Annotated in this window: 27 protein-coding genes and 4 pseudogenes; 18 read left to right on the top strand and 13 right to left on the bottom strand. The window is 48.0% G+C overall.

All coding sequences use genetic code 11. The features are described 5' to 3' along the window. Positions 1 to 39: 39 nt before the first annotated feature. Together P2W74_RS05480 and P2W74_RS05475 are read right to left on the bottom strand one after the other, a co-directional pair. Complete coding sequence (locus tag P2W74_RS05480; RefSeq protein ID WP_276294220.1) at positions 40 to 723, bottom strand: hypothetical protein; 684 nt, start codon at positions 721 to 723, stop codon at positions 40 to 42. Positions 724 to 1,062: 339 nt separating this feature from the next. After that, positions 1,063 to 1,629, bottom strand: a pseudogene (locus tag P2W74_RS05475) (tyrosine-type recombinase/integrase). Positions 1,630 to 2,021: 392 nt separating this feature from the next. On the opposite strand from P2W74_RS05475, the gene P2W74_RS05470 reads away from it, so the two are divergent. From P2W74_RS05470 to P2W74_RS23455, 15 genes and pseudogenes are all read left to right on the top strand, one after another. Then, entirely contained in the window at positions 2,022 to 3,578 is a 1,557-nt protein-coding gene (locus tag P2W74_RS05470; RefSeq protein WP_276294219.1) for a hypothetical protein, read from the top strand. A gap of 245 nt (positions 3,579 to 3,823) precedes the next feature. Then, positions 3,824 to 4,687 (top strand): GTPase family protein, encoded by an 864-nt coding sequence (locus P2W74_RS05465; RefSeq protein WP_276294218.1) that lies wholly within the window; start codon positions 3,824 to 3,826, stop codon positions 4,685 to 4,687. A 91-nt stretch (positions 4,688 to 4,778) separates the two neighbouring features. After that, positions 4,779 to 5,606 carry a DUF932 domain-containing protein gene (locus P2W74_RS05460; protein ID WP_276294217.1) on the top strand — a complete coding sequence of 276 codons (828 nt, stop codon included), beginning with the start codon at positions 4,779 to 4,781 and terminating at the stop codon, positions 5,604 to 5,606. Between the two features lie 226 nt (positions 5,607 to 5,832). Then, complete coding sequence (locus tag P2W74_RS05455; RefSeq protein WP_276294216.1) at positions 5,833 to 6,528, top strand: transcriptional regulator; 696 nt, start codon at positions 5,833 to 5,835, stop codon at positions 6,526 to 6,528. Positions 6,529 to 6,565: 37 nt separating this feature from the next. Next, positions 6,566 to 6,739 (top strand): annotated as a pseudogene (locus tag P2W74_RS05450) (DUF4339 domain-containing protein); the annotation flags it as partial. A 62-nt stretch (positions 6,740 to 6,801) separates the two neighbouring features. Then, a complete protein-coding gene (locus P2W74_RS05445; protein WP_276294215.1) occupies positions 6,802 to 7,710 on the top strand; it encodes an Ivy family c-type lysozyme inhibitor in 909 nt (302 codons plus the stop codon). Positions 7,711 to 7,809: 99 nt separating this feature from the next. Then, on the top strand, positions 7,810 to 8,049 hold the full coding sequence (locus P2W74_RS05440) for a DUF905 domain-containing protein (RefSeq protein WP_276294214.1): 240 nt from the start codon (positions 7,810 to 7,812) through the stop codon (positions 8,047 to 8,049). A 100-nt stretch (positions 8,050 to 8,149) separates the two neighbouring features. After that, positions 8,150 to 8,608, top strand: a complete 459-nt coding sequence (locus P2W74_RS05435; protein WP_276294213.1) for an antirestriction protein — start codon at positions 8,150 to 8,152, stop codon at positions 8,606 to 8,608. A 15-nt stretch (positions 8,609 to 8,623) separates the two neighbouring features. After that, the gene (locus P2W74_RS05430) at positions 8,624 to 9,100 is read left to right on the top strand and encodes a JAB domain-containing protein (RefSeq protein ID WP_276294212.1); all 477 of its coding nucleotides are present in this window, start codon (positions 8,624 to 8,626) and stop codon (positions 9,098 to 9,100) included. Between the two features lie 8 nt (positions 9,101 to 9,108). After that, on the top strand, positions 9,109 to 9,330 hold the full coding sequence (locus P2W74_RS05425; protein WP_276294211.1) for a DUF987 domain-containing protein: 222 nt from the start codon (positions 9,109 to 9,111) through the stop codon (positions 9,328 to 9,330). A gap of 17 nt (positions 9,331 to 9,347) precedes the next feature. Then, the gene (locus P2W74_RS05420) at positions 9,348 to 9,665 is read left to right on the top strand and encodes a type IV toxin-antitoxin system YeeU family antitoxin (RefSeq protein ID WP_276294210.1); all 318 of its coding nucleotides are present in this window, start codon (positions 9,348 to 9,350) and stop codon (positions 9,663 to 9,665) included. A 19-nt stretch (positions 9,666 to 9,684) separates the two neighbouring features. Beyond that, a complete protein-coding gene (locus P2W74_RS05415) occupies positions 9,685 to 10,005 on the top strand; it encodes a TA system toxin CbtA family protein (protein WP_276294209.1) in 321 nt (106 codons plus the stop codon). A 335-nt stretch (positions 10,006 to 10,340) separates the two neighbouring features. Next, positions 10,341 to 11,716: pseudogene (locus tag P2W74_RS05410) on the top strand (IS3 family transposase). Positions 11,717 to 11,900: 184 nt separating this feature from the next. After that, positions 11,901 to 13,106 carry a DUF4236 domain-containing protein gene (locus P2W74_RS05405; protein ID WP_276294208.1) on the top strand — a complete coding sequence of 402 codons (1,206 nt, stop codon included), beginning with the start codon at positions 11,901 to 11,903 and terminating at the stop codon, positions 13,104 to 13,106. Positions 13,107 to 13,391: 285 nt separating this feature from the next. Beyond that, a complete protein-coding gene (locus tag P2W74_RS23455) occupies positions 13,392 to 13,508 on the top strand; it encodes a YnaM/YnfT family protein (protein WP_412767216.1) in 117 nt (38 codons plus the stop codon). Between the two features lie 399 nt (positions 13,509 to 13,907). On the opposite strand, the gene P2W74_RS05400 is transcribed toward P2W74_RS23455, so the two are convergent. Continuing rightward, positions 13,908 to 16,727 carry an autotransporter outer membrane beta-barrel domain-containing protein gene (locus P2W74_RS05400; protein ID WP_276294207.1) on the bottom strand — a complete coding sequence of 940 codons (2,820 nt, stop codon included), beginning with the start codon at positions 16,725 to 16,727 and terminating at the stop codon, positions 13,908 to 13,910. Positions 16,728 to 17,944: 1,217 nt separating this feature from the next. Between P2W74_RS05400 and P2W74_RS05395 the strand changes: the two genes are divergently transcribed. The 3 genes from P2W74_RS05395 to P2W74_RS05385 all read left to right on the top strand — a co-directional run bounded on the left by P2W74_RS05395 (position 17,945) and on the right by P2W74_RS05385 (position 20,010). Further along, entirely contained in the window at positions 17,945 to 18,451 is a 507-nt protein-coding gene (locus P2W74_RS05395) for a hypothetical protein (RefSeq protein ID WP_276294206.1), read from the top strand. Positions 18,452 to 18,824: 373 nt separating this feature from the next. After that, positions 18,825 to 19,211, top strand: coding sequence for a DUF7079 family protein (locus tag P2W74_RS05390; RefSeq protein WP_276294205.1), 387 nt, complete (start codon positions 18,825 to 18,827; stop codon positions 19,209 to 19,211). 100 nt (positions 19,212 to 19,311) lie between these two features. Further along, complete coding sequence (locus P2W74_RS05385) at positions 19,312 to 20,010, top strand: RluA family pseudouridine synthase (protein WP_276294204.1); 699 nt, start codon at positions 19,312 to 19,314, stop codon at positions 20,008 to 20,010. A 36-nt stretch (positions 20,011 to 20,046) separates the two neighbouring features. On the opposite strand, the gene P2W74_RS05380 is transcribed toward P2W74_RS05385, so the two are convergent. From P2W74_RS05380 to P2W74_RS05340, 10 genes and pseudogenes are all read right to left on the bottom strand, one after another. Next, positions 20,047 to 20,403, bottom strand: a complete 357-nt coding sequence (locus tag P2W74_RS05380; protein WP_276295130.1) for a DUF1294 domain-containing protein — start codon at positions 20,401 to 20,403, stop codon at positions 20,047 to 20,049. Between the two features lie 190 nt (positions 20,404 to 20,593). Continuing rightward, positions 20,594 to 20,746 (bottom strand): YnfU family zinc-binding protein, encoded by a 153-nt coding sequence (locus P2W74_RS05375; protein WP_276295129.1) that lies wholly within the window; start codon positions 20,744 to 20,746, stop codon positions 20,594 to 20,596. A gap of 159 nt (positions 20,747 to 20,905) precedes the next feature. After that, on the bottom strand, positions 20,906 to 21,079 hold the full coding sequence (locus P2W74_RS05370) for a GnsA/GnsB family addiction module toxin (RefSeq protein ID WP_276294203.1): 174 nt from the start codon (positions 21,077 to 21,079) through the stop codon (positions 20,906 to 20,908). After that, the gene (locus P2W74_RS23450; protein ID WP_407649584.1) at positions 21,069 to 21,155 is read right to left on the bottom strand and encodes a hypothetical protein; all 87 of its coding nucleotides are present in this window, start codon (positions 21,153 to 21,155) and stop codon (positions 21,069 to 21,071) included. The genes P2W74_RS05370 and P2W74_RS23450 overlap by 11 nt, the downstream gene beginning before the upstream one ends. Positions 21,156 to 21,271: 116 nt before the next feature. Further along, entirely contained in the window at positions 21,272 to 21,499 is a 228-nt protein-coding gene (locus P2W74_RS05365) for a hypothetical protein (RefSeq protein ID WP_276294202.1), read from the bottom strand. Positions 21,500 to 21,579: 80 nt separating this feature from the next. Further along, positions 21,580 to 21,768 (bottom strand): cold shock small protein YmcF, encoded by a 189-nt coding sequence (ymcF, locus tag P2W74_RS05360; RefSeq protein WP_192614395.1) that lies wholly within the window; start codon positions 21,766 to 21,768, stop codon positions 21,580 to 21,582. 10 nt (positions 21,769 to 21,778) lie between these two features. Further along, on the bottom strand, positions 21,779 to 21,991 hold the full coding sequence (cspG, locus tag P2W74_RS05355) for a cold shock protein CspG (protein ID WP_192613158.1): 213 nt from the start codon (positions 21,989 to 21,991) through the stop codon (positions 21,779 to 21,781). Between the two features lie 224 nt (positions 21,992 to 22,215). Continuing rightward, positions 22,216 to 22,410, bottom strand: a pseudogene (locus tag P2W74_RS05350) (myo-inosose-2 dehydratase); the annotation flags it as partial. 62 nt (positions 22,411 to 22,472) lie between these two features. Continuing rightward, entirely contained in the window at positions 22,473 to 24,161 is a 1,689-nt protein-coding gene (gene betA, locus P2W74_RS05345; RefSeq protein WP_412767232.1) for a choline dehydrogenase, read from the bottom strand. A gap of 2 nt (positions 24,162 to 24,163) precedes the next feature. Beyond that, positions 24,164 to 25,705, bottom strand: coding sequence for a purine-cytosine permease family protein (locus P2W74_RS05340; protein WP_276294200.1), 1,542 nt, complete (start codon positions 25,703 to 25,705; stop codon positions 24,164 to 24,166). Between the last annotated feature and the right edge of the window lie 8 nt (positions 25,706 to 25,713).

The following is a 25,713-nucleotide window of genomic DNA, read 5'->3' as shown; positions in this document are numbered from 1 at the left end:
AGGCAGGCCATGAGTGAAACGCTACCAGCTAAAGTGATATCATTGCCGCATATTGTTTCGCGACGCTGACGGGCTGTATTTGACGAAATCCCGGATCGAGTGGCAGACTTTGCGTGTAATCACCCATACATTCAGGGGAGCGGGGTGCAGTAATGCTTGGTAATCATAGCCGATGCGCTTAAACAGCTGTTGCCGGTAACTAGGCAGCGGACCAGCCAGCACAGCCAGTGCTTCATTATAACTTTTTACCTGTTCAGATCTCCAGTACAGACGGCTTAGCTCTTCCGTACAGTCATCGGTAGACAGCGATGGGGAGGCAAGTACTATGTTGATGTGTACCAGCAATGGAAGGATGAGCGCTTTCCATTCCTCAAAATCGGCCTGACGGTGAAGCTCCAGCGTATTCTGAAACTGTTGTGCTGATTTGATATCGATTACGGTTCCTGCGTCCGCTGATTTTTTCAGACATTGCGTCACGTCCGCCAAGGTGATTCTCTTGGTATATCCTCCGGATAGATCCTCAAGAATTTTCTCGATCCGACTGCAGTACTTGTGCAGATTATTCAAACTACTGTCGCACTCAAGTGCTAGCCGTTCTAGCCTTGTAGTTTCCAGATCCATCACTTTTTTACGCATATCATTGCTTAATGCGATTCTGGCCCCGAGCCAGACCGCAGTGACGGTCACGACGGGTGTGATAAGATCTTTCCAGTCAAACGGCATGGTCTGTATCTCCTGATACAACGATGAATTTCCTGAGATATTAAATCCGAGGTTGCAGAACGGCCGCACCCAGCGCTTGGGGGGCAGGCAGTGTACGCACTATAGCGAGCACCGTGGCCGCGGTTGAGGCGGTAGATGCTGTTTTTACGGCGGCGCGGTCTGTCTGACCATCCGGAGAGGATTCCGGCCAAGGAAGACATAATCCTTGTCACGATAATGTTCTTGCCAACCTACTTCCCCGTTCAGGCTGGTTGAAGTGGTTTATTAAATTTTGGCATCCGAACAGAGGTGTTCCGCGTCCGCTATTGGCACAGAGCTGCTGTTGCAGCCCTGATAACCTCAGACTTCAATGCCCAGATAACGGACTGTGCTTTCCAGTTTCTGATGGCCCAACAGGGTTTGGATCACCTAGAGGTTCTTGGTTTTCTTGTAGATCAGGTAAGGTTTTGTTCTTCTCATGGAATGTGTGCTGTAAAGCGAATCTTCGAGACCAAGCTTTTCTACCCACCCATGGAAGATTCGGTTGTATTGCCGGGTTGAAATGTGCTGATTAGTTCCGACCCGAGACCGAAACAAGAAGTCTTTACTATGCAAATTGCCAAGCTTTATCAATGAAGCAACAGCTTCTCTTGTCCCTTTGGTTATCTCAAATTGCACAGGGCTACCGGTTTTCTGTTGCAACACCGTTGCTCTGCTTGAAACATAGCTACCATATGCAACATCAGATACTTTGAGTTTGACCAGATCACAGCCTCGAAGCTTACTGTCCAGGGCCATATTGAACAGAGCTAAATCGCGCGTTTTACCTTCCAGTTCAAGCCGGATTCGGATATCCCAAATATGAGATATCTGAAGTGGTCTTTTTTGGCCGATGATACGGTCTTTGTTCCACGGTGACGTGTTCATACTCAAATCTCCTGCAATGTGGGAGATTTGAGTATGGTTGTCCCTTATGAGCGAAGAAAAGACATTCAACTTTTTGATGCTTATTCACAATGATGACATTACAACGAAAAATTTGCATCTGTCAGCAGGGATGGTCATGATGCAACTTAAGTCATGACAATATTTTGGTATATTTAGTTGTGCATTGTAAAGTTAATAACATATTATCCTATCGTCAGGTTACTTCTCTTTCGAAGCTATTACTCCATTCCAATAGACTAATAATCAATCCCGAAAACATTGTTGCGATATGATACGATTAAGTTTTTTCAATTTGTTATATAAATATTCATAAAATGTGATATGATTTTGTTAAGTTTTGTATTTGACGAAATAAATATAATGGTGGGGTTATGAGTAAGAAAAAACTCAAAGAAATAACTATTGGTGAACTATACCATCTTTCGTATGATGCATTTGAAAAACACAATAAAAGCCGCATGACACTGAGGCAGATTGGAAGGCAATTTATTGATTACACCTTGGGGTTAAATTCATTTAAAATTGATTTCTCTCAGGTTCGCCTGAACTTCATCAATGAGTCTGGCATACAGGATGTGACTGAAGATGAAAACGAATTTTATAAATATATTGCAAAGTGGTATGTGGGGTTAGAGAAAGAACCTCGCGATATGGTTTTAGACCTATTCTATCACGCCAGTGATGATCTGCAAAAAATCGACAGTCAACTCAAACTAATTAATGCTCACCTTAAGGGGCTTGAGGAAAAAAAGAAAATATCCGGCTGGTTAAATGGTGAGGAGCGTTATGACAGAAACTTATATGAGTACTACAGAGATAAAAATCAATCGGCTAAAGACGAAATTTTAAAGTTTTTAGCAGAAGATCTGGAGGATTATGCCTTATTAAAATGTCAACATCATTATACGTTGCTACCAACGTTGGGTTTTTTTACTGGTCCAATGCCTTATAGCTATTCTCGCGGGATAATGTTCTCTAATTTAGATTCATTTGATGTTGAACAAATGACTGTTATGTCGAACAAATTTCTAGATTTACCTTTACCTCAATACACTCTAATTAATAGTCTCTACAAAAATGACAAAGAAAAATTTTATGAGTTCGCAAAAGGATTCATTTCTGGTGAGATTGAAGGACTTGACTGTGCACTCGATAAAATAGAAGGTTATTTTTTAACTAGTCATATTATAGGAAAAAGGCGCGATGTCCTCTCAGTCATCATCAGTCATTATAAGAATGAAGATTATGTGTCAGTTGTTAATATGCTTCCCATGCAAATTGAAGGTATATTCCATGACATATGCACTGAATTAGGAATTGATGAATCAAGGCTTGATATATCATCAATCAATGAAAAGCTAAGAATTTTGAAAGATAGCATCCATGGTTTCATTTATTTTGAATATTACTCCTTCAAGTTCCCTGTTATACGAAATATTGTTGCTCACGGAAAACTAGTTGAAGCAGACATAGAACAAGAAGCAATTATGTTAATGCTAGATCTCCTGCCAGTTTGTGATATGGCTGTTTCTGATGAAATACCAGTATTCAGAAAGATAAAATTGCTAAATAAAATTTTGTGTAATGATTTTGAAAGTCTTATGAAGTATATGAGTTTATACGATATAGTTATCCCAGATTTTTATGATTTGGCTGATGACATCCAGACTGCCGAAAGCAAGCTTTCGAGCGATAATTTTTGGACCTACCTTCGCAATGAAGTCAAGAAGTCCGAAGTTAAAGACATTAACGAATCCAACATTGTTAAGTTCGTCAAAAATCTAAATGGTCGAAAAATCTGTAAGCAGAGAGCAAATGAGTTCTTAAAAGACTTGCCGAATGTTATTAATGAAATTTTGGCCGATAAAGCTGCAAGGAAGGAAATAGTCAAGAAATTTACCGATTTTGTCAAAAAGAATCCTGATTGAATTCCTTTATTGAAACAAATGATAGAGTTGGAGTAAAAAGTATAAATAATTGGGATTAATTTTGAGTGTGTGACCCTTACCCCATATATTATGACAAGCCGATTTAGAAAACGTCCACTTCTGGCACAGAACGGCCTATCAGCATTGTAAAAATATTCAGATATATATCATTCAACTGAACATACCTCATTAAAGGCAGAACCTCACGGTTCTGCCTTTTTTGTTTTCATTTCAGAGGAGTAGTGATGAAAAAATCTGAAGGCTTGCAGTCGCTGCAACGGTCGCTTTCTGGCCTGCCACAGTGGGCATCAGAACGTATTCTGAAGCAAATAAACCAGCTTACTCACTATGAGCCGGTGATTGGCATTATGGGGAAAACCGGCGCGGGCAAGAGCAGCTTGTGCAATGCCCTGTTTGCCGGGGAGGTGTCACCGGTCAGTGATATTGCAGCCTGCACACGCGAACCCTTACGCTTTCGCCTGCAAGTGGGAAAGCGCTATATGACACTGGTGGATTTACCCGGCGTTGGGGAAACTGAGCGACGGGATACGGAGTATGCTGCGCTGTACCGCGAACAGCTTCCCCGGCTCGACCTGGTACTGTGGCTGATTAAGGCCGATGACCGGGCACTGGCGGTGGATGAGCATTTTTACCGTCAGGTGATTGGAGAGGCATACCGGCATAAGGTGCTGTTTGTTATCAGCCAGTCAGACAAAGCCGAGCCCTCCAGCAGAGGAGAACAATTATCCACAGAGCAGAAGCAAAATATCAGCCGCAAAATCTGCCTGTTGCATGAGCTGTTCCAGCCCGTGCATCCGGTGTGTGCCGTATCGGTCCGTCTGCAGTGGGGACTACGGGTGATGGCAGAGCGCATGATCCGTTGCCTGCCGCGTGAGGCCAGCAGCCCGGTGGTGTCGCAACTGCAGCATCCCTTTCGCACAACGGTAGTCCGGGAGCAGGCCCGTAGCGATTTTGGTGAAACGGTAGGTGCGGTACTTGATACCGTCAGTTCTTTTCCCCTTATTCCCGCCCCGGTGCGGGCCGTCATTCAGGCTGTGCGCGCCACCGTAGTCTCAGTGGCCCGCGCCGTCTGGAATTTCTTCTTCTGAGTATGTAACCCATCCCTGCTATTTCCCTAACCCTGTCGCCTGTGCGACGGGGTTTTCTTTTATTGTTTTTCCCGTTATGAGGAGTCTGCTTATGACCCGTCTGGCTTCGCGCTTTGGCGCAGCAAATATTATCCGTCGTGATCGTCCGTTAACCCATGAAGAGCTGTTTCGCGTGGTACCCAGCGTATTCAGCGAGGACAAACACGAATCTCGCAGTGAACGCTACACCTATATACCCACCATCTCCTTGCTCGACAGCCTGCAACGGGAGGGCTTTCAGCCGTTCTTTGCCTGTCAGACCCGGGTGCGTGACCCTGGTCGTCGCGAACACACAAAGCACATGCTGCGTCTGCGGCGTGAGGGGCAGATTACCGGTAAGCAGGTACCTGAAATTATCCTGCTCAACTCTCACGATGGCACCAGTTCGTATCAGATGCTGCCGGGACTATTTCGTGCGGTTTGTCAGAATGGTCTTGTCTGCGGCGAGTCGTTTGGCGAGGTACGGGTGCCGCACAAGGGGGACGTGGTAAGCCAGGTAATAGAAGGAGCGTATGAGGTACTGGGAATTTTTGACCGAGTGGAAGAAAAGCGGGATGCGATGCAGTCGTTGCTGTTGCCACCACCGGCGCAGCAGGCACTGGCAAAAGCTGCGCTCACATACCGCTTTGGTGAAGACCACCAACCGGTTACTGAGTCGCAGATCCTCTCCTCACGTCGCTGGCAGGATGAGAGCAACGACTTGTGGACTACCTATCAGCGTATTCAGGAGAACCTGATTAAAGGCGGGCTTAGTGGCCGGAGTGCGAAAGGCGGACGAACGCATACCCGTGCGGTGCGCGGCATTGACGGTGATGTGAAGCTTAACCGGGCACTGTGGATGATGGCGGAAGCCATGCTCAGTGGTTTCCGACCTGCGTGAGTTCACATTTTACCTCTGGCATGGTTATTAAAATGTGAATAAATGACACCCCCTGTCATTTCGGGTATACAGAACTTGCCGGTTAAATAATCAGAAATCCGCGCAGGTCTGATAATCACGGGCTTCATGCGCTTCCCAAATTAATTCCCGTCGTGGACATATCCTGTCAACCCTATCCTTTAGAATCTAATTTCTTTCAGTCAGTTAACAATGCGGAGGAACCTCCATGCCACTGACAGAGCGCCGCTACGACAGGCTGGCGGTCAGGCTGTCGCTGATTATCAGCCGTCTTGTGGCGGGTGAAACGTTAGAGATGCAAAAACTGGCGACCGAGTTTGATGTGTCAGTCCGTACCCTGTACCGGGATTTTCGCGAACGACTGATGTATCTGGACCTCGAATGTCATCAGGGATGCTATCGCCTGCGGACCGGTGCAGGTCCGCAGGGTGAACTGGATGTGCTGACTTTTGCATACCGGGCCGGGCTGGCCGATATCTTTCCGGGGCTGGACAGGCGTCTGGCGGGCGCACTGCTGGGATCGGATGGAACCCCCTGCCTGGTGTGGCAGTCACCACAGCCGATAACGGCCACCAGCCCGCTGGTATTTTATCGGCTGGTCAGCGCCATCACCGGCAGCCAGCGTGTATTGCTGCTCGCGGATGGTGAACGTTGTGACGGACTGGCCCCGTACCGTCTGATATTTCTCGACGGCTGCTGGTACCTCACTGGTGAACTGAACGGGCATATAACCGTGCATCCTCTGGCGACCATCCATGCAGTGACAATCCTGAACACCACTTTTACCCCGCGAAAACGTCTCAGCCTGTTAACCACTCAGGCAGGCTTTATCCGGGCACTTCCTCACTTCAGCTGTATCCGTGAAGTTTTGTCACAGACTGCCGATAACGGGGGATCGGGATGAGCTTTGGTTTAATGACCTCTGTTAACAAGAAAAAACAATGACCTGGCATTACGAGATAAATGGCGTACGTCACGACAATGTGACCGAAGACGACATCACCGGCCTGATTGTTCACGGTGAACTGACTGCCGCCACTCTGGTTTGGCGACAGGGAATGACGGAGTGGCAACCGGTCTCCGCCACCCCACTAGCTTCGGTGCTAGTTCAGAGCGCCATACGCCAGCATACGCCCACAGCCCCTGACGCATCAGGGGCTTTATAAGGAGTCTTATAATGAAAAGAAAATTTTTCTCTGCAAATGTGAAATGGAATTGGTTGGCATTGTCTGTCGCACTGATGGCCCCGACTGCAGCCCAGGCAACCGCCAAAACGGCGGTAGAAGCCAGGAACTGTCAGTCAGAAAACAATACCTGCCCATATCCTTTCGACCTGTACAAAACCGACCCGGCGTACAAAAAGTCGTTTGATGAGACCATGAATCAGAATGGTTTACCGGCGATGCTCGACGAGATGAATGGTCCAGCGGGTCCGATGGAACCAGTAAAAATTGACGGTAAAGTCTACCTGAAAGGTTTTATGTGTGAAGACGGTAACTGTGGTAACCACAATCTGACATTCTTGTACCAGCCTGACCTCCATAACTTCGTGGGCTTCTACAGCAACGGTAAAGATGGGCAGTGGGTTAATACCCCAAGTGATGGTGAGCTGAAAGTATTACGTGCATTAGTCAATGGGACTGCGGAACCAGCACACACGCCAACCGCCACTACCACGTCCAATGATGCACCACCAGCGAATACCATCTGGGAATTTACCGGGGGTAACGGTGACACTCTGTGGAACATGTGCGGCGGTAAACATAACAGTTGTGTGATTGTTGGTAATACCAAACACGTGGCCGCCGTGTTAAATCACAAATCTGCAAGTGGGTGTTCATTAGGTGATTTTTACATCATTGACAAGGATGACCGTTCCTGGCAACAGCGAGATACTGGAACCTGTAGTCCAAATGCCTGGGTGCGCAAAGGCTCCATTAAAGGTGGTCAATATCTGTCTGTTGACATCGGCGTTGGCAACGAAACGGTAATACAATATCCGATCGGGTACTGGTCAGATGTGAAAGAGTTCACTGGCCCAAACCGACCATCCTGGGAAAAAGCAAAACAGGCAGCTAAGCAGTAGGGTTATCGTTACGACACGAAACATATCCTATTTTTCCTTCCTCTCTTTCAGTCCCCTGTCGCTTTTGCGACAGGGGATTTTGCTTTTAAGGTACACCGAATGCCTGAATCTCACATGTTGCCACCAGGACCTTTCACTCGCCAGCAGGCCGAAGCTGTTACCCGCCGGTATCACAACATCGCCATTGAAGACGACCAGGGCAGCCACTTCCGTCTGGTGGTTCGCGACCCCGAAGGCCGGATGGTCTGGCGGGCGTGGAACTTTGAACCGGATGCCGGTACGGCCCTCAACCGGTATATCGGGCAGGATGGCATTTGCAGAGCATTATCCACCGACTGACTGACTGCAGTCATTTACCTGCATACATTTCATACCCTGATTACCCCATCCCATACGCCAGCCATCGCCGCTGGCGTTTTTTTATTGACGGAGAAACCCTGTGACAACACAGACACAGTACGAGTTTGTTCCCGCTAACGAACCGCAGTTCACCCTCAGTGCCACGCTGGTACCCGACGAACAGCGTATCAACTTCTGGCCACAGCACTTCAGCTCCATTCCGCAGTGGATAACGCTGGAGCCACGGATTTTCACCTGGATGGACCGCTTCTGTGATGAGTACAGCGGCGGTATCTGGTCCTTTTACACACTCAGCAATGGCGGAGCGTTTATGGCCCCTGATGCTGACAGTGACGATAAATGGCATCTGTTCAACAGCATGAACGGCAATGGTGCGGAAATGAGCGCGGAAGCCACAGGTATCGCTGTCTCCCTGATTGAATACAGCCATCATGCCTGCCGTACTGAGTGTGACGCGATGACCGCGCACTATTACCGCCTGCGGGACTATGCCCTGCAGCATCCTGAAGCCCACGCCATTCTGCGCATCATCGACTGAACGGAGGAACAACGGATGAAACAGCTTTCCTTTTTACCCGGCGAGATGACGCCACAGGACCGGCGTCTCATTCAGCGGGCGCTCACGGCTCTGGACCGGCACCTGCATGAGCCTGGGGTAGCTTTCACCTCCACTCATGCCGTCCGAGAGTGGTTGCGGCTGCATATGGCCGCACTTGAGCGGGAAGAGTTCCGGGTGTTGTATCTGGATAACCAGAACCAGCTTATCGCCCATGAGACGCTCTTTAGCGGCACGATTAACCGCACCGAGGTCCATCCCCGGGAAGTGGTCAAACGTGCTCTGTACTTCAACGCGGCGGCGGTGATACTGGCGCATAACCATCCTTCCGGAGAGACGACGCCCAGCCAGGCTGACAAAACCCTCACGCAGCGACTGGTTCAGGTACTTCAACTGGTGGATATCCGTGTCCCTGACCACCTGATTGTCGGCGGCAGGCAAATCTATTCGTTCGCAGAACACGGTCTGCTGTGAGGTATTACATGAAAATTATTAGTAAACGACAGGCAATGACGATATACCGCCAGCATCCTGAGTCCCGAATCTTTCGCTACTGCAGCGGAAAATATCAGTGGCACGGCAGTGTCTGTCATTACACCGGTAAGGTGGTTCCTGACATTCCCGGTGTGCTGGCGGTATACGCCCAACGCCGCCAGGACCACAACGGACCGTATGCCTGCCTGATGAGTATCACCCTGAACTGACAATAAAGAGGTTATAAATGAGCAACACCACATGGGGCCTGCAGCGGGATATCACGCAGCGCCTGGGAGCCCGCCTTGTGCAGGAGGGGAACCGGCTGCATTACCTGGCTGACCGGGCCAGCATCATCGGTAAGTTCAGTGACGCCGAATGCCGGAAACTGGATGAAACTTTCCCGCACTTTATCAGCCAGATGGAATTGATGCTGATCACCGGTGAACTGAATCCCCGACATGCCCACTGCGTCAACCTGTACCACAATGGTTTCACCTGCGAAGCCGATACCCTTGGTAGTTGCGGCTACGTATACATCGCTGTTTATCTCACTCAACGCTAACTAATTCACGAGAGCAAGCATGAAAACTCTACCTGCTACAATTTCGCGGGCGGCGAAGCCCTGTCTGTCGCCCGTAGCTGTCTGGCAAATGCTACTGACACGCCTGCTGGAACAGCACTATGGCCTGACACTGAACGACACGCCGTTCAGTGATGAAACTGTTATTAAGGAACATATCGATGCCAGTATCTCTTTAGTCGATGCCGTGAATTTTCTGGTGGAAAAGTACGAACTGGTTCGCATCGATCGTAAGGGGTTTAGCTGGCAAGAACAGTCGCCTTTTATTACTACCGTAGACATTTTAAGAGCCAGACGAACTATGAGGGAAACAAGAACTTAATCTGTGTCAGCCTTCTTCCCACACCCATCTCTTTACTGGGCAAAATAGGTAAAAATATTTTTAGGCACCACATTAGGCACCATCACAAAGTTGAATTAGAATTTACATCATATAATTCAAATAAATACAGCACCAATTCAGACTCCGCCAGCTGGACAGTGATAGGACATCGCTAGCAATAACAGGAAGTTAGCAGTCTCAGCAGGACACCGACCAGACGGTGAGGGGACAAAAAAGGATACGCAAAGGAGCCGCGGCTCCCGAGTGACATAAAAGCCCGCTTATGGACTGTACCCCAAAAGTTGGACACCCAACTGAGTAAGGTGCAGTTTTTTATGGCAAAGCCAAAATATTCCCTCGAAACCAGAATAGCTGTAGTCAATCACTACCTTGCCGGAAACGATGGAACACATCGTACCGCTGAACGTTTTGGTGTTGAAAGAACATCAGTGCGACGCTGGGTAAGAGCCTGGCAACTCCATGGTATTGATGGCATAACCTGGAAAAATAACCGCCATTCTCCAGCGTTCCGGATGGCTGTTGTCCAGGACTGTTCTCAATGAAGAACTTTTCAATGCGTGAAGCTGCCGCACGGTTTAATATCTCAAATGAAACCGTTGTCCGGCACTGGGTGAATGTCTACAAAGACGCAGGTGAGAAAGGACTTCTGAGCATAAAACCTGGCCGGAGCAAGGACATGACAAAACCCCAAAAAAACACTTCCACTTACCGATGCTGCACTGGAAAAGTTATCTTCCCGAAGAAACTGCGGGCTGAACTCCGTTACCTGCGAGCAGAGAATGCCTATCTAAAAAAGCTGAAGGCCTTAGTTCAAAGCGAGAAAAACGGCAGAAAGCCGCAATAATCAGTGAGCTAAGGCTGGAGTATGCGCTCAGTGACCTTCTGCGTGCAGCGGATATGTCCCGCAGTACGTGGTATCACAATATGAATGCGCTGAAGCGAGTGGACAGGCATGCAGGGCTGAAAGACAAAATCAGAGAGATTTACCACTATCACAAAGGGCGCTATGGCTACCGCAGGATCACGCTCTCACTGAGAGAAACAGGGGGTGCTGGTAAACCATAAAACAGTGCAGCGGCTGATGACAGCGTTGTCGCTCCGGTCTCTGATAAGGGTGAAGAAATATCGAGCCTGGAAAGGGGAAGCGGGCAAGGCAGCGCCCAATATCCTGAGTCGGGAACTTCGGTGCCTCAAAAGCCAACGAAAAAATGGGTTACGGATGTTACAGAGTTCTCGGTGCAGGGTAAAAAACTGTACCTGTCGCCGGGTTCTCGATCTCGTTTAACCGGGAGATTATCTCCTACAGCCTGTCGGAAAGGCCGGTGATGGAGATGGTTTATACGATGCTGCACGATGCGTTCTCGAAGCTCAGCCCAGAAGGACACCCCGTTGTTGCACTCGGGATCAGGGCTGGCATTATCGAATGGCTGGTTATCAGGTCAGGTTAAAGGCACAGGGCATGACGCAAAGTATGTCGCGCAAAGGAAACTGCCTGGATAATGCGGTGATGGAGAACTTCTTCGGTACGTTGAAATCGGAGTGTTTTTATCTGGGTCAGTTCAGCAGTGTCAAAGAACTAAGGAAAGCGATAGAGGACTATATCCATTACTACAACAACGAACGGATAAGCCTGAAATTAAAAGGCCTGAGTCCGGTAGAATACCGAACCCAGGCCCTGAAAGCCGCTTAACATGAACTGTCCAACTTTATGGGGTCAGTCCATTATGCGGGCTTTTTCGTTTTTCTTCACCAGCAAGCAAACCGCTGTATCATGGCAGTATGAAGATGAGCTAAGGATAAGCTTTTGTATCAGCTCAATGTTCATATAAAAACATTTCGAACTTTGGTGAACAAAACTACATAGGGATAACTTTATGTCTCTTCGTTTCAGACAAACCTTTACTCTGTTTCCTGGCGTTAGGCTCAACATTGGCAAGCGTGGAATAAGCGCAAGCATTGGTGTGCCTGGAGCAACTGTCAATGTTGGAAAAAAAGGGGTCAGAGCGACCGTCGGACTACCGAGCACAGGCTTATCTTATACTACACCTACCCTGCCCTATGATGATGGGCACTCAGTTACCAATCCATTAAATCCGGCCTCTACAGAACCTCATTTGGGAATGCCCGAGGCATCCCCAAGTAACACACCATCGAACGCTAAAATATATATGCCAATGGCTGGCATGAATGAAATATCCAGCGCTTCGGTAGAAGTCCTGACAAGTACCTCCCTTTTACCTTTACGAGATTTGATTGCTAAAGCGCGAGAACAAAGGGCAGAGATAAAAGCAGATCTACAAGAGGCTCTTGCTGAAGAATCAAAACAAAAGAGCGAGCTGGTTCGACGCAAATCAAGTCTATTCCGTTGGTTTTACAAACGACGCATCGCAGAACTTGAGACAGTACTCCCCCTAACCCAAGCTGAGATATCTCGCCTGGTATCCTGGGAAGACAACACAAAAATAGCCATAACATTCGAGAGCAGTGATACATCACGGCGCGCATATGCAGCGATGGTCCGCGCATTTGATATGTTAAAATCAAGTGTCAAAAAATGGGATATTACTGCAGATAAAGCTACAGATCAGTTTGCCGAAAGAACATTAGCAACCCGTTCTGTTAATCGTCACCCAGTTACCTTTGATTTCAGTTCAACGGATCTCATTCAATTCACAGGGCGCGCGATGCGGTTTGAAAATGTGAATGGCGACGATATTTTGCTTTATCCTGGAGTTGCAGTCATACCACGAGCTGATGGGGCGTTCGCTCTGATTGATTTACGCGAATTACAAATCAGTTCAGAATATCGAAGATTCCATGAGGAAGAAGGTGCTCCCAGTGACTCAAGCATAGATGGGTATACATGGGCGAAAACGAATAAGAATGGCTCGCCAGACCGTCGATTTAAAGACAACTACCAAATCCCTATTTGCATTTATGGAAATATTACTTTCCATTCTCAAACAGGGGTAACTGAAGAATATATGGCATCAAATGCAGATGCCGCGCAAGCCTTTGCTGAGGCAGTAAAACACTATCAAACCTCACTCACAGAAACTGAAGCGTTGGTACAGGCCTAACTTCTCGCAAATATGGGGTGTCGGGGGGCGGAGGTTCAAATCCTCTCGTGCCGACCCAAAATCCTCTAAGAACCAGCCTGTTACGGCTGGTTTTTTTATGCCTGTTTTCTGAGCGGGGAAGCTCAGGGGAATTACTGAGGTGAAACTATTAACAGATCACATTCTACATCTTGCAACGGTGGGTTGCAGTTAATACCGTCTTGAATATCCATCACAATAATTCTCAGGAACTTTTTACCTGTTCAGTAGTCTGATAAATTGATCAATCGAACATAAAGAAACGTTATGATAACCAGCCTTTCATTGGTTTTTGCAGTAATTTCCGCTCTGTGTATCATGTTATACGCTGCGGTAAAAGTAGGGGTTGGGTTGTCTAACAATCCAGACCGAAATGATAATTAACCCCTCCAACCGCAGTGACGTTCTTGCAGACGACGTGACTGCGGCTCCCTGTGACTAAATCCCCACTTATCACCTGCAACTATCTCATAAGACCATGCTTTTTTCATAAACAACAAAGATCGCCCAAGATCACACTAGATAACAGGCGGTTAGAATTGACTGAAACATCAAGCATCGTAGTTCGCCGTAGAGCAGGCTATGTGCTTTGCCCCATATATGCCCCATCACTCAGCGTCGGAGAGCACAAAGCCTTGCAAGCCAGAGCAAAGCTTTGTGTGTCTCAGTTTTGTCCCACCTGTGTATTTAATAGGTGGGGGTACAAATTTAATGATCGCTGATTGCTCTGTTTAGCATAGGCTGACAGTGTTCGTTGATGCTGAACACTGTCAGCCAGCACATTTAGAAGGACCAGCTTATACCTGCTGATGCACTCCACGGAGATTCAACACCGGCACCGTTTCCATAACTGGCGCTAAGTTGACCGCTGAGATTTTCCGTAAACTTCGCCCGAATACCGGCCTGATACACCCCGCGCGTACCGGACTGATCGTTCACAAAGTGCCCGTCGTTATTGACCTTAACCGCGTTGTTATCAGCGTATTCCTGTCTTACCGACGCTTTCAGCCAGGGCTGCAGTTCAACCCCGTTATCCAGCTTAACGCTGTAGTCCGTCTTCAGACCGGCTTCAGCACGTAAGCTACGGGTGTTATCCACGTCGGCACGCATTCCATTGGATAACGTGTACTCATTGCTGTCGGTGGTGAAACCCGTGAACGCAGCGTAAGGCGTAACCGCAAGATTGCCACTGGACAAACGCATCCCACTTTCCAGGTGAGCACCTGCCCCATAGGCACTGTAGTTGCCGTTTGCTGCACCACCGCTGGTCATACGACCTTTTACATCATTTTCAAAGCGGTTCACTTTCACAATACCATCAACATACAGGCCATTGTTATGCTGCCAGCCTGCATAGGCACCGAGTGAATAACTGTCCACATCGCCTTTACCACCACGATCAAACCCGACATTCGAGTGGGAGTAACTGAAAAATCCACCGGTCGTCACCGCACTGTTTTCCAGCGGCAAGGTACGATCGAATCCCAGCGTCATCCCATTGAGAGTTTGATCAAAGCCTGCGCCTGCTGACGTTGAAGCATCGTTACGGGCATTCAAATATGTACCCCAGACAGCGCCGTCCCGGCTAAATGCCGTGTCGTTATCCAGCCGCTCGCGAACACTTTCCAGTTCTGCATCAAAAACCAGTGGTTCAACGGCAGCCATGTTCAGGACGGCAGCAGTTGAAGGCGTGATTCGCTTTTTAATATTTTCAGGCTGTGGGGGGACCACTGGCTTCTGCTCAGGTGGTAACCCCGGGCCTGGATTCGGGTTTGGATCCGGCGTCGGATTTGGGCCCGGATTCGGGTTTGGATCCGGTGTCGGGTTCGGGCCTGGATTCGGGTTTGGATCCGGTGTCGGGTTCGGGCCTGGATTCGGATTCGGGTTTGATGTTAAATCAGGCGTGAGAGCCCATGACCCCTTTGTCTCCTCCTTCAGCGTATATTCCCATGTTCCCAGATCCACCACACCACCCTGATTCCCCAGCGCGAAGGTGGCATTGCCACTGGCGGTTTTTACCAGTACCAAGCTATGGTCAGTTGTTGGACTGACGCCCGTATCTTCAACAAAAATGTTAAATGAACCAGAAGCTTGACCAGTTACATTGAGTAAATCGCCTTTAAGGGCGGAAACGTCGGTGTGCATGTAAAATTGGCCATTACCACTCAGTTCACCTATTTGAAGCGTATTCCACCCATAGTTTTTGTTTATCGGTTTGTCATAAAATGACACCGTTCCATTACTCAAATGGAGATTATTGAGCGAATATGCACCATTCGCGTTATCCTTGGCGAGTTGAAGAATGCCATGCGAACCCACTGTTATGTTTGCTTGTTGTGAATCCGCATCACGTCCTAGTCTCATATTCCCCTTATTGACCGAATAGTTTCCTACAACTTCACCAGCGTTTGCGTCAAATGTGCCACCATCAAAATTCGCACCATCAACAGAACCGCCATTCAGAGATAAGATGCTATTATCCCTAATATCCACATCTGAGACACGCCCCCCAGTTTTGACATCTAATGTACTGTTGTCATACATCGTCACATCATTAATTACACCGCCTTTGTCCACAATGGCAGAGGCATTATTATAAAGAAGACCATCTGTGGCACTACCACTGTTGATGCTAAGTTTGCCATCGTCATAGACAGTAAAATCGGAAATACTTCCCGAGTTAAGGTTAACCGCTCCGTTATCATAAGCCAGGAGACCAGTGACGGTGCCATTGTTTATATTAATAACACTGTTGTCATAAGCTACCCCTGTAGTTACTGACCCACCCGAGTCGATATTGAGAGAGCTTTGGTTACGGAGATAGACGCCTGTTGCACTCCCGTTAGATTTAACATTAACAATGTTATTGTCGTAAGTTTGTATATTATTTGCTTCACCATCTGCATCGATATGGATAGTGCTTTTATCGCTGAGATAGACGTCTGTTGCAGTCCCGTGAGAGTTGACATTAATAACGGAATTATCGTTACCATTAATGTTACTTGCTTTTCCACCAGTATTAATGTTGATTGAACTATTATCCCGAAGATGAGAACCCTCCGATTTACCATCAACGTTTTGGATGCCTGTACCAGAAAGATAAGTGTCTTTAGCCGCCCCACCGATTTGAATATGTTGGGTGCTGGAGTCAACTTTAGTATTGTTGACAGTCCCTATGACGTATTGCGTTCCGCCATTTATCAACGAGGTTCCCTCCGAAACACCGGAACCATAAACGCTCTGGTAGCCACCATCTACAGTAACATTCTCAGTTCTTCCAGAAACCGTTTGCTCGCCTTCCACTCTTGTGTTTGATGCAAGGCCAGCAACAGTCTGGATTGCTCCATGTTTTATGGTGCTGCGATCATCTGTTGCGTCTTTATTAACTTCGAATGCACCGCCAGATGAAACGGTAATATTATTGCTTTGTGCATTACCATTAAGTGTGAGACGCCCTTGGTCCATCACAGCACTCGAGACAATAGTATCTCCACTATCCAGCGTTAATTGGCTATTGATAGTTGTGCCTGAATAATCCTGAGAATATGCCAGAGGAACATAACACGCTAACATCGACACGAAATGCAATGATTTAATAATCATTTTATTTTATAGCCCCCCACATGCCTTATTTCCATACTGAGTTTAAAATCAATAAATTAAATATTTACACTTAGACGAAAATAATGTTTTTTATTATAAAAAAAACGAGATGCATAATTCTCAACCTGTCAATCAAATTTTTCGATTAGCTTCATCATTTTTTTTGATAGTTTATTAACCCGACACCCGCCCTTATGAATAAGTCCGCGCCGCCCGGCACAACAACACGATTGGTTGCAGATGTGGCAGGACTGGTACAAACAGACCTTAAAAATCCGGCTGGCCAGAGAAAGGTTGCAGGCCCCCCCCTCTCTCTGTTTGTTTTTTTGCATATAACTATTCACTACTGTTCACCCAGTATAAAAATATAAGTAAAACAATAAATTAAAGGGTGAATAGTTGAGAGTGAAGTGTTCACCGACTGTTCACTCGTCCAGAAATATCGAATGTAAATTTCCCTCTTTACAGCCTATTAATTTTTTCCATTAATTAGTTAAAAACGATTGGCATTTCACTTTAATTTTTACCAACTGCTTACAGAGGGTTCTGGAGGTAATTAGAGCAAGCCCGGTCAAATATCACTCAACTTAATGTTCTTGATGCCCGATTCCCCCCTGTTGTGACCCTGGCCCAAATTCAGTACAGTGCTAAATCAGAAAGAAGATCAAGATAATAATCACAACGTAGGTGGGTTTATTAGCGATACGCGCGAACAATTTCATTACGTCTAATTAGTAAACGCTAAACCATACTAATAACCCAGCAAAAACAATCTATGGAGTAAATATTTTAAATCAAAGTCATCCATCACAAACCTGAATAATACATCCCGATTCAACAATACACAGAATCATACCTTTTAACTGTTAAGACGTTAAAAAGCATCTGTAACGTAACGTCATCAACATGGAGTTGGCTTATGGATGCTGGTTTAATAAGGAACAGATCATAGCGTCGTACCACCACACATTAAAACTGAACAAACAGATCCCACGAGTAGTAACAGCCAGCACCGTTATAACCCTGGAGTTTATCGTTGGTCCTACGATGTTTGGTTAGCAACCGACCCGCTTCGGTAAGCCACTTAAAAGCAAAATAATTTCCAATACATTTATTAGAATGTCTCCGGTCTGAAAGCCCCAACACCAGAACCACTCTCTATTCTACTGCGGAAACATGTTACACGAACCGCCAGACAACCAAAAAAGGCGTCTTAAATGTTAAGAAAAATAGTGCTTATAAGTTTATTTTCATTTACATACTTACCCGTTGCACAGGCATCATGGAAAACGGTTGTCGAGAACGATATATTCTCTGCTGGCAAAAAAGCTGAACTCATCGGCGAAATATCAAATGAAAATCAGTCGGTTGTATTTGATTGTTCTGAAGGAAAGTTAGCGATCAGTCAGGTTGAAGCGGATAGAAATACGGCTGTCACAGGAACAAGTAATTTTCAGACGCTCATCAAGATTGATGATAACCAGCCTGTCGCATTGAACACGACGTTGATAAGAAGAAGCCCGGAGTCAATAGCTCTTACGAGCACTGAAAAAGATAAAATTATGACTCTCCTGAGGCAGTTACAGGCTCAAACCTCCAAAAAAGACTTTTTAATTGGTGATATGGACAGTAAAGGAAATCAGCTCTCATCAGGCTCTGGATCTGTATCGTTTGCCAAAAATGCCGTAAAAAAATTCATTACGGCATGCAAGATCGAACTGTAAGCCGAACTCTGGTTCCCCCCCTGAGCTATTGATATGCAGTGGGGAGTCCTTGATTTATTGCCGCAATAAAACCCGCCCGGCGGCGGGTTTTATTTCGTGTAAGCCTTATACATAACAACGCGGTGATGCGGTAGACTGCCTTGTAGAGATTCTTTCGATGGATACCCCCAACCCGAACAGCGTAAAAAAGAACCCACGATCAGGCTACTTCGAACGTAAAATGCTTAGGCGTGATGATATCCACTGCTATTATAATTGCACTGAATCAGACAACCCGTTGCTTTCACGGCATAATTTCAGCCGCTAAATTATCGCCCGGTTCGGTATTCCATTTACTGGAACCCGATACGTTTCACCACAGGGAAAAATATCTATGCATCTTAGCGAAGCCGAGCTGATTACCCGCGCCCCTGTCTGGTATGCGTTATCCGAACTTTTCACCTGGCGTGAACTTCAGGACTATGACTACCGATGGATGGCACACGTGCTGAAGGACTCCGGGCTAAGTCGGGAAGAGATCTTTACGATTCTGGATGAGGAAGTCGCTCCCGCCTTGCAGACAAACCTTCTTTTTAACCCCACTCCCGTTATAGACGAATGGTCAGAGGACGATATCAAAGAGCTAGTCTCGCGATATGTCAGCAGAAAACCAACCATGATTGAGAGGGTTATCCCTTCCCGTTTCTTGTTTAAACAGCGGCGAAAATACATTCAGGATGAAATCCTAAAACTCACTGCTGAGCTGGATAAAGGCACATGACAAAACCGATACTCCGTCAGCCCGCCCAATAAAACTGAAGATTCGCCAGTCAGCTAAAAATTCGTTATTATCCGCCCTCACTCTCCATCCGGGCAGCCTGATGTCTACGATTTTCGATTCCTTTATTGCCCCGCTGTGCCATGACCAGATAGAAATACTCTATCAGGACGATCATCTGGTCCTTATCAATAAACCCACAGGGTTGCTCAGTCTCTCGGGGAAAAATCCGCAAAATATCGATTCGATACATCATCGGCTGGTACAGTTATTCCCCGGCTGCACCCTGGTCCACCGCCTTGATTTCGGGACGTCCGGGCTGATGGTGATTGCCCGCAATAAGGCTATCAATGCCGCACTCTGCCAGCAGTTTAGTCAACGTACAGTGACCAAAGTGTACAGCGCACTGCTTTGCGGACATCTGGATGACGATGAAGGTGTAATAGACGCGGCGATTGCCAAAGACCCCGCGCTGTTCCCGCTGATGTCGATTTGCGCAATCCACGGCAAGCCCGCTCGCTCCCGCTATCGGGTCATTGAGCGCTTTTACCACGAACGGGAAGATCAGACATTACTGCCGGTGACGCGGGTACAGCTCACCCCAGAGACCGGGCGCACCCATCAACTACGCATTCACTGTCAGCAGCTGGGTCACCCTATTTTGGGCTGCGACCTGTATGGCGGACGTCTACTGCCGGGCACCGAGCGGACGCCACGGCTGATGCTGCACGCCAGTGAGTTGCATTTTGTTCATCCCGTTAGCCAGGAGAAGATCACAGCCCGCCATGCCTGCCCGTTCTGAAGCCACTAGTCTCTAAGCGTGAAACAGACACCAGTCTCACAGTGCGCTTATTTGTTCAAGTAATTCGCTTTGATACACCAGACCGAGTAGCACGACCACATTCGCAACGACACTCAATATAAACCAGGTTTTGAACGGTTGTTTCTGGGTTTTATGTCGAAACAACTGCTGCGCGATCGCACCACCAGGCCAACCGCCCACAAGGCCAAAGATCAGAAGCGTCTTTTCCGGTACGCGCTGCCAGTTGCTGCGTGCTGCATATTTATCTGCGCCATAGAGCAGAAAAGTGAATAGATTGACCAGTAACAACCACACCCAAAACGAATGAGAAACGTAAAAACTGGCTATCAACGCAAGCGCCAGCAAACTATAACAAAGCTGATTGATTCTCATATTGTCGGTCTTCACTCTCCATCAATTCGAATGCGAAGAATAATCCAGGAATGAACCTCATTTCACCCGTTAATTTCCCATCGTCAAACTGTCCCTAATCACCCTGACTAAAAAATCACCCGGTTAATTCGGAACACCCACCTGTTAAAATACCGGTTCTGAAATCCCGTCTTGCGTCATTTAACCCGCATCACGAGCCTGATCGCGGCGCAATAAACAGGGCCTTACACCCGGGGCAAAGCATCGCCTGCTTCAGGCGAATTTTAGATGCGGACTGGGAAGACTTGAGGCCACACACCGGGCAAGTGACGGTAGTTGTAGAAGCACCACCAATGAATTTCATTGCGTAATCGAAAAATGACATGATGATTAACCTTTCAATGAATGAGCTTCATCGTATCACGCGGTGGTCAAATCGTATGCAGCCTAAAACAAAAAAACATCACCTCAAATGAAAGTGATGTTTTATATAAGTAGTGCTATGGAAGAGTAAAAAACAGAATTAAATCAATTTAATTTTTACGTCATAACTTTCAAGACCGGTCATCTTCTCACGAGCGGTAAACTGAATATCAGAGACCTCTTTCCCGGTCTTCTTTTTCAGCTCTACTATTTTCTTCGTGATAAATTCCGATATATCCGCTTCTGTTTTGCTTTTTAAGTCTTCAATGTTCACTGTTTACCTCTTCTGGTCTGTAAAGGCAGCAACGCGCCAGCAAGGTTAATGATTTCAGTTTGCCTGTAAGGCACAGATATTTATAAGCTATCCTACTGAAACATTCAATAACCCCAAGAACTGACCATGCTCATTCTTTAGGCAAAACAGTTTAAGGCTCGGCAGTGAAGGAGGAAGGGATGTCCGGTTTCGCTAAAGAAACTTTTTCGCGGCATCCAGTATTTCATCCGAGCTAATATCGCGATCGGAGGCAACATGAACGACTTGATGATCGCCCGTCAGGGAAGGAAATCCAGCAGACATGATAGGCAAATGCGTTTTCTCACCGTTGGGATACTCACGTAATATTGTCGTGATACCGCTCATGACGGAAACGACAGCAGCAGGTTCTGTGTTAAAAAATACAATCACTTTTTTCATAACCCCACCGTGATGCCCTCTGCAGGCCATCTGTTATCATACTGAAATCAAATATGGCTCCAGTGCGGAGCCAATATGCATTATTTTCTGAAATCTAATGGAGCCTGACCGGAACGGACGTACAACGCGACATTATCGAATGTCATCATTGTCGACTTGCAAAAAATACATTTTGCGCCGAAGGGATTGCTTTCAGTGACATCAAAAGTTGATGTTCTGTATTGTGAACCATGACAACATGGACACCGGAAGTGAATATGGTTAGTAATATCAGCTACCTTAGAGCGCCACGACATTGACTGCCGTTGGACCTTTAGGGCCCTGTTCTACCGAAAATTCAACTTCCTGATTTTCATTAAGCGTCCGGAAATCATTACTTTGAATTGCAGAAAAATGGACGAATACATCTTTGCTGCCATCTTTAGGGGTGATAAAACCAAAACCCTTATCAGCATTAAACCATTTTACTAAACCAGTCATTTTATTAGACATAAATTATTACCTTATTGAGTTAGCCCTTGGGCAAAATAGTCCGAAAGAAAATTTATCAGAGAGAAAAAAACCTAAAGGGAATCTCAAGAGGGAATCATGATGAGAAATATTACAATGACTACTTCAGATAATTTTGTATCAAACCGCACAGTCATTAACGCATGGTTAACCAAACATAGCAAGCTTTAGTTTTGCTAAAAAATAATTCTTATCCTTCCTCGTCAATACCAAGGTATATCCAAAAAACGGGCGGCAGTGCCCCTAATCACTGCCGCCCCCTCTGTTGGGTACTCCGCCCAACGCTCCTGTGGGAAGCGCACCGGTGTCTGCTGTTCGCCATGAATACAACCGCTCACCCTGGCGAAAACCATCACCTTTGCGCCCAGTTCGCGCAGTGGCGTCAGATGCGGCTGAACCGCGCGATGTTTTCTGGCTTTTCAGTGAGGCCATCAACATCGCCACACGCTTTACGACACCGTGTTCAGACGGCCACTTTACGGCGAGGTTCGTGGGTACGTTGCTGCGTTTCCCACTTGTCTGCCAGGCCAACCTCAACCTCTGACGGCGCGAGCATCGTGCGACCCCGAACCAGATCCGCCGCACGTTCCGCCAGCATGATTGTCGGCGCATTCAGGTTACCGTTCGGTTCCGTTGGGAACACGGAAGAGTCAATCACGCGAACCCCTTGCAGACCATGCACGCGCAGTTCGGAATCGACGACCGCCAGCGGATCTTCCCCCATCCGGCAAGAGCCACACGGATGCATCGTGCTTTCCATGTTGGCACGCACAAAAGCGTCGATCTCCTCGTCCGTGTTCACTTTCGGGCCAGGAGCCAGCTCCTCGCCACGAAAACTGTCCATCGCGGGCTGACCGATGATCTCACGCGTCAGGCGCACGCAGCGGCGAAAGCCTTCACGATCTTCTTCGCGCTCCAGGTAGTTAAAACGAATTTCCGGATGCTCATACGGATCGGCAGAACGTACCCGCACATAGCCACGGCTCTTCGGTTTGTTCGGGCCGGTCAGCACCATAAAACCGTGTCCCTTGAACGGTTTATCGCCATCGTAGCGCATTGCCGCAGGTAAAAAATGGAACTGAATATCCGGCCAGCGCAGCCCCTTCTCTGAGCGGATGAATCCTCCTGCTTCGAAATGGTTGCTCGCCCCCAGACCATCTTTAAATAGCAGCCAGCGCAGGCCAATTAACGCTTTCGAAAACAGTCCCATTTTGCTGTTCAGCGAGACCGGTTCTTTGCACTGGAACTGGATATAAATCTCGGCGTGATCCTGCAAGTTTTCCCCCACGCCGGGGAGATCGTGTTTCACCTCGATACCGGCCTTACGCAGAACCTCGGCCGGACCGATACCGGAGCGCTGCAACAAGTGAGGGGAACCGATCGGACCGGAAGAGATCAACACCTCTCGCGTACAGCGCACGGTGTGAATTTCTCCCCCCTGCTCATATTCGACGCCAACAACGCGTTTACCTGCCAGTACCAGCTTACGCGTCATCGCATTGGTGACGACGGTCAGGTTAGGTCGCGCCATGGCGGGTCGCAGATAAGCATTTGCGGTAGACCAGCGCACGCCATTCTTGACCGTCATGTGCATCGCGCCAAAACCTTCCTGCATATAGCCGTTGGTATCATCCGTTTTGATGTAGCCCGCCTGTGCACCGGCTTCAACCCATGCGCCATACAGTGGGTTCTGCATATTATTGCCGTTGTTGGTGCTCAGCGGACCTTCTGAACCGCGATAATCATCGCCGCCAAATTTGTAGTTCTCAGCTTTACGGAAATAGGGCAGACAGTTGCGATAACCCCAGTTTTTGGCCCCTAACGACTCCCATTCATCGAAGTCGTAAGCATGACCCCGGATGTAGACCAGGCCGTTGATCGATGACGAACCGCCCAGCACTTTCCCGCGCGGACAGTGCAGACGACGCCCATCCAGATGCGGCTCCGGCTCGGTTTCGTAGTGCCAGTTAAATTTTTTGGTGTTCATCGGCATCGAAAACGCGCTGGGCATCTGGATAATAATGTTGCGATCGCTTCCGCCGTACTCGATAACCAATACGTTCACGCGCGGATCTTCAGTCAGGCGGTTTGCCAGCACGCAACCTGCCGATCCTGCCCCTACGATGATGTAGTCGAACTGTTTAGTAGACATCATTATCTTGCTCCATTTTGGTTCTGGACAATTGCGACAGGCACACCTTTATTACCCGTGGTGTACTCCGGCATGTGTAATTCGATATGCGAAATCACGGCTTCTTCATGATGCAGGTTCAGTGAACGGCAGGAGACGTAGTAGACGATACTGGAGGCAATAAGCCCCACCAGCCAGGCCAGATCAACGCTGCCCATTGCGCGGGCGATCGGCCCGACAAACACCTCGCGACCGCCGTCGAAGATGCAGAAGAACGGCACCATCGCGAGAAAGCCCGCGAGGTAGGACAGCAAACCACGCGCGCCCCAACGACCATAAATGTTGCCGTGCGGCTGGAAAAAGTGCGGGATGGCGTAACGTCCTCTGCGCACAAAGAAATAGTCCGTCAGGTTGACCGCCGTCCAGGGCACCAGGAAGTACAGCATCACCACCAGATAGATGTTCAGCACGGACAACCCCGAGCTGGAGTTGTAGATGCTCATCGCCACACCCAGTTGCAGGAGCACCACAAAGATGATGGCCACGATGCGTGCTTTGGTCGTCGGCTCTATCTTCCTGAAGGAGTCCACGCTGGTAATGGCGGTCAGTTTGGCGCTGTAGATGTTCATCGCAATCACCGGCAGGAACGCCAGGATAGTGATGGCCACAACAGCAGTTCCCAGATGAGGAGAAAAGTTGGCGCCAACCATATTGAGCGCCACCAGCACATCCGTCGCGCGCAGATGAGATGCCAGCCAGCCGCCCACCGAGATCATCCAGGCTCCTGACAGCGATGCCCCCAGGAACACTGCGGCGATCAATTTACCGCTGGAGGTATTTTTCGGCAGATAGCGCGAATAGTCGGACACATACGGGGCGTAAGCGATGTTGTAACTGGCGGCCGCCGCAAACTGAGCAACAAAGCCTGTCCAGTTAAAGCCCAAAGGCGCCGCCTTCGCCGCCCCTTCAACGACCGGAGCGTCATGAACCCAGCCCATCAGCACCGCCAGCGTCACCAGACCGTACAACGGCAACGATAAAAACAACGACCATTTGAAGGTTTTGTGCATCCAGTGGTGGCCGAGGATAGCCAGAATGGTCGCCGGTACCGTCACGGCCAGCGCGACCTGGAACGGGTTCCAGCTGAACAGCGTTTTCAACCCCTGCATCATCAGCACCAGGTTGACGATATTGAAGCCGGCAAACACAAACAGCGTGGCGAGTAATACCAACACCACGCCGCGATAGCCAAACTGCGCACGCGACTGGATCATCTGCGGCAGCCCCAGGTGCGGTCCCTGCGATCCGTGGAAAGCCATGAACAAGGTCCCGAACATAATGCCCAGGGTGCCCGCAATCGTGGTCCATAGCGCATCAAGTCCGACGCTCGGCCCAACAAAGCCGATGGTCATGGTAAAAAAAGTAAAATTGCCGACAAACCAGAAGGGTCCCTGACTGGAGAGTTTATCGGTGCGTTCCTGTTCTGGCACAAAGTCGATCGAGCGTCCTTCTATTGGACTTTGTTCACTGCTTGTCCCTTTCACTGCGGTTGATTCTGGTTGCATAGTGTCCC

This window comes from Citrobacter enshiensis (assembly GCF_029338175.1).
Classification (GTDB): domain Bacteria; phylum Pseudomonadota; class Gammaproteobacteria; order Enterobacterales; family Enterobacteriaceae; genus Citrobacter_D; species Citrobacter_D enshiensis.
This window is presented reverse-complemented; position numbering and strand designations above follow the sequence as displayed.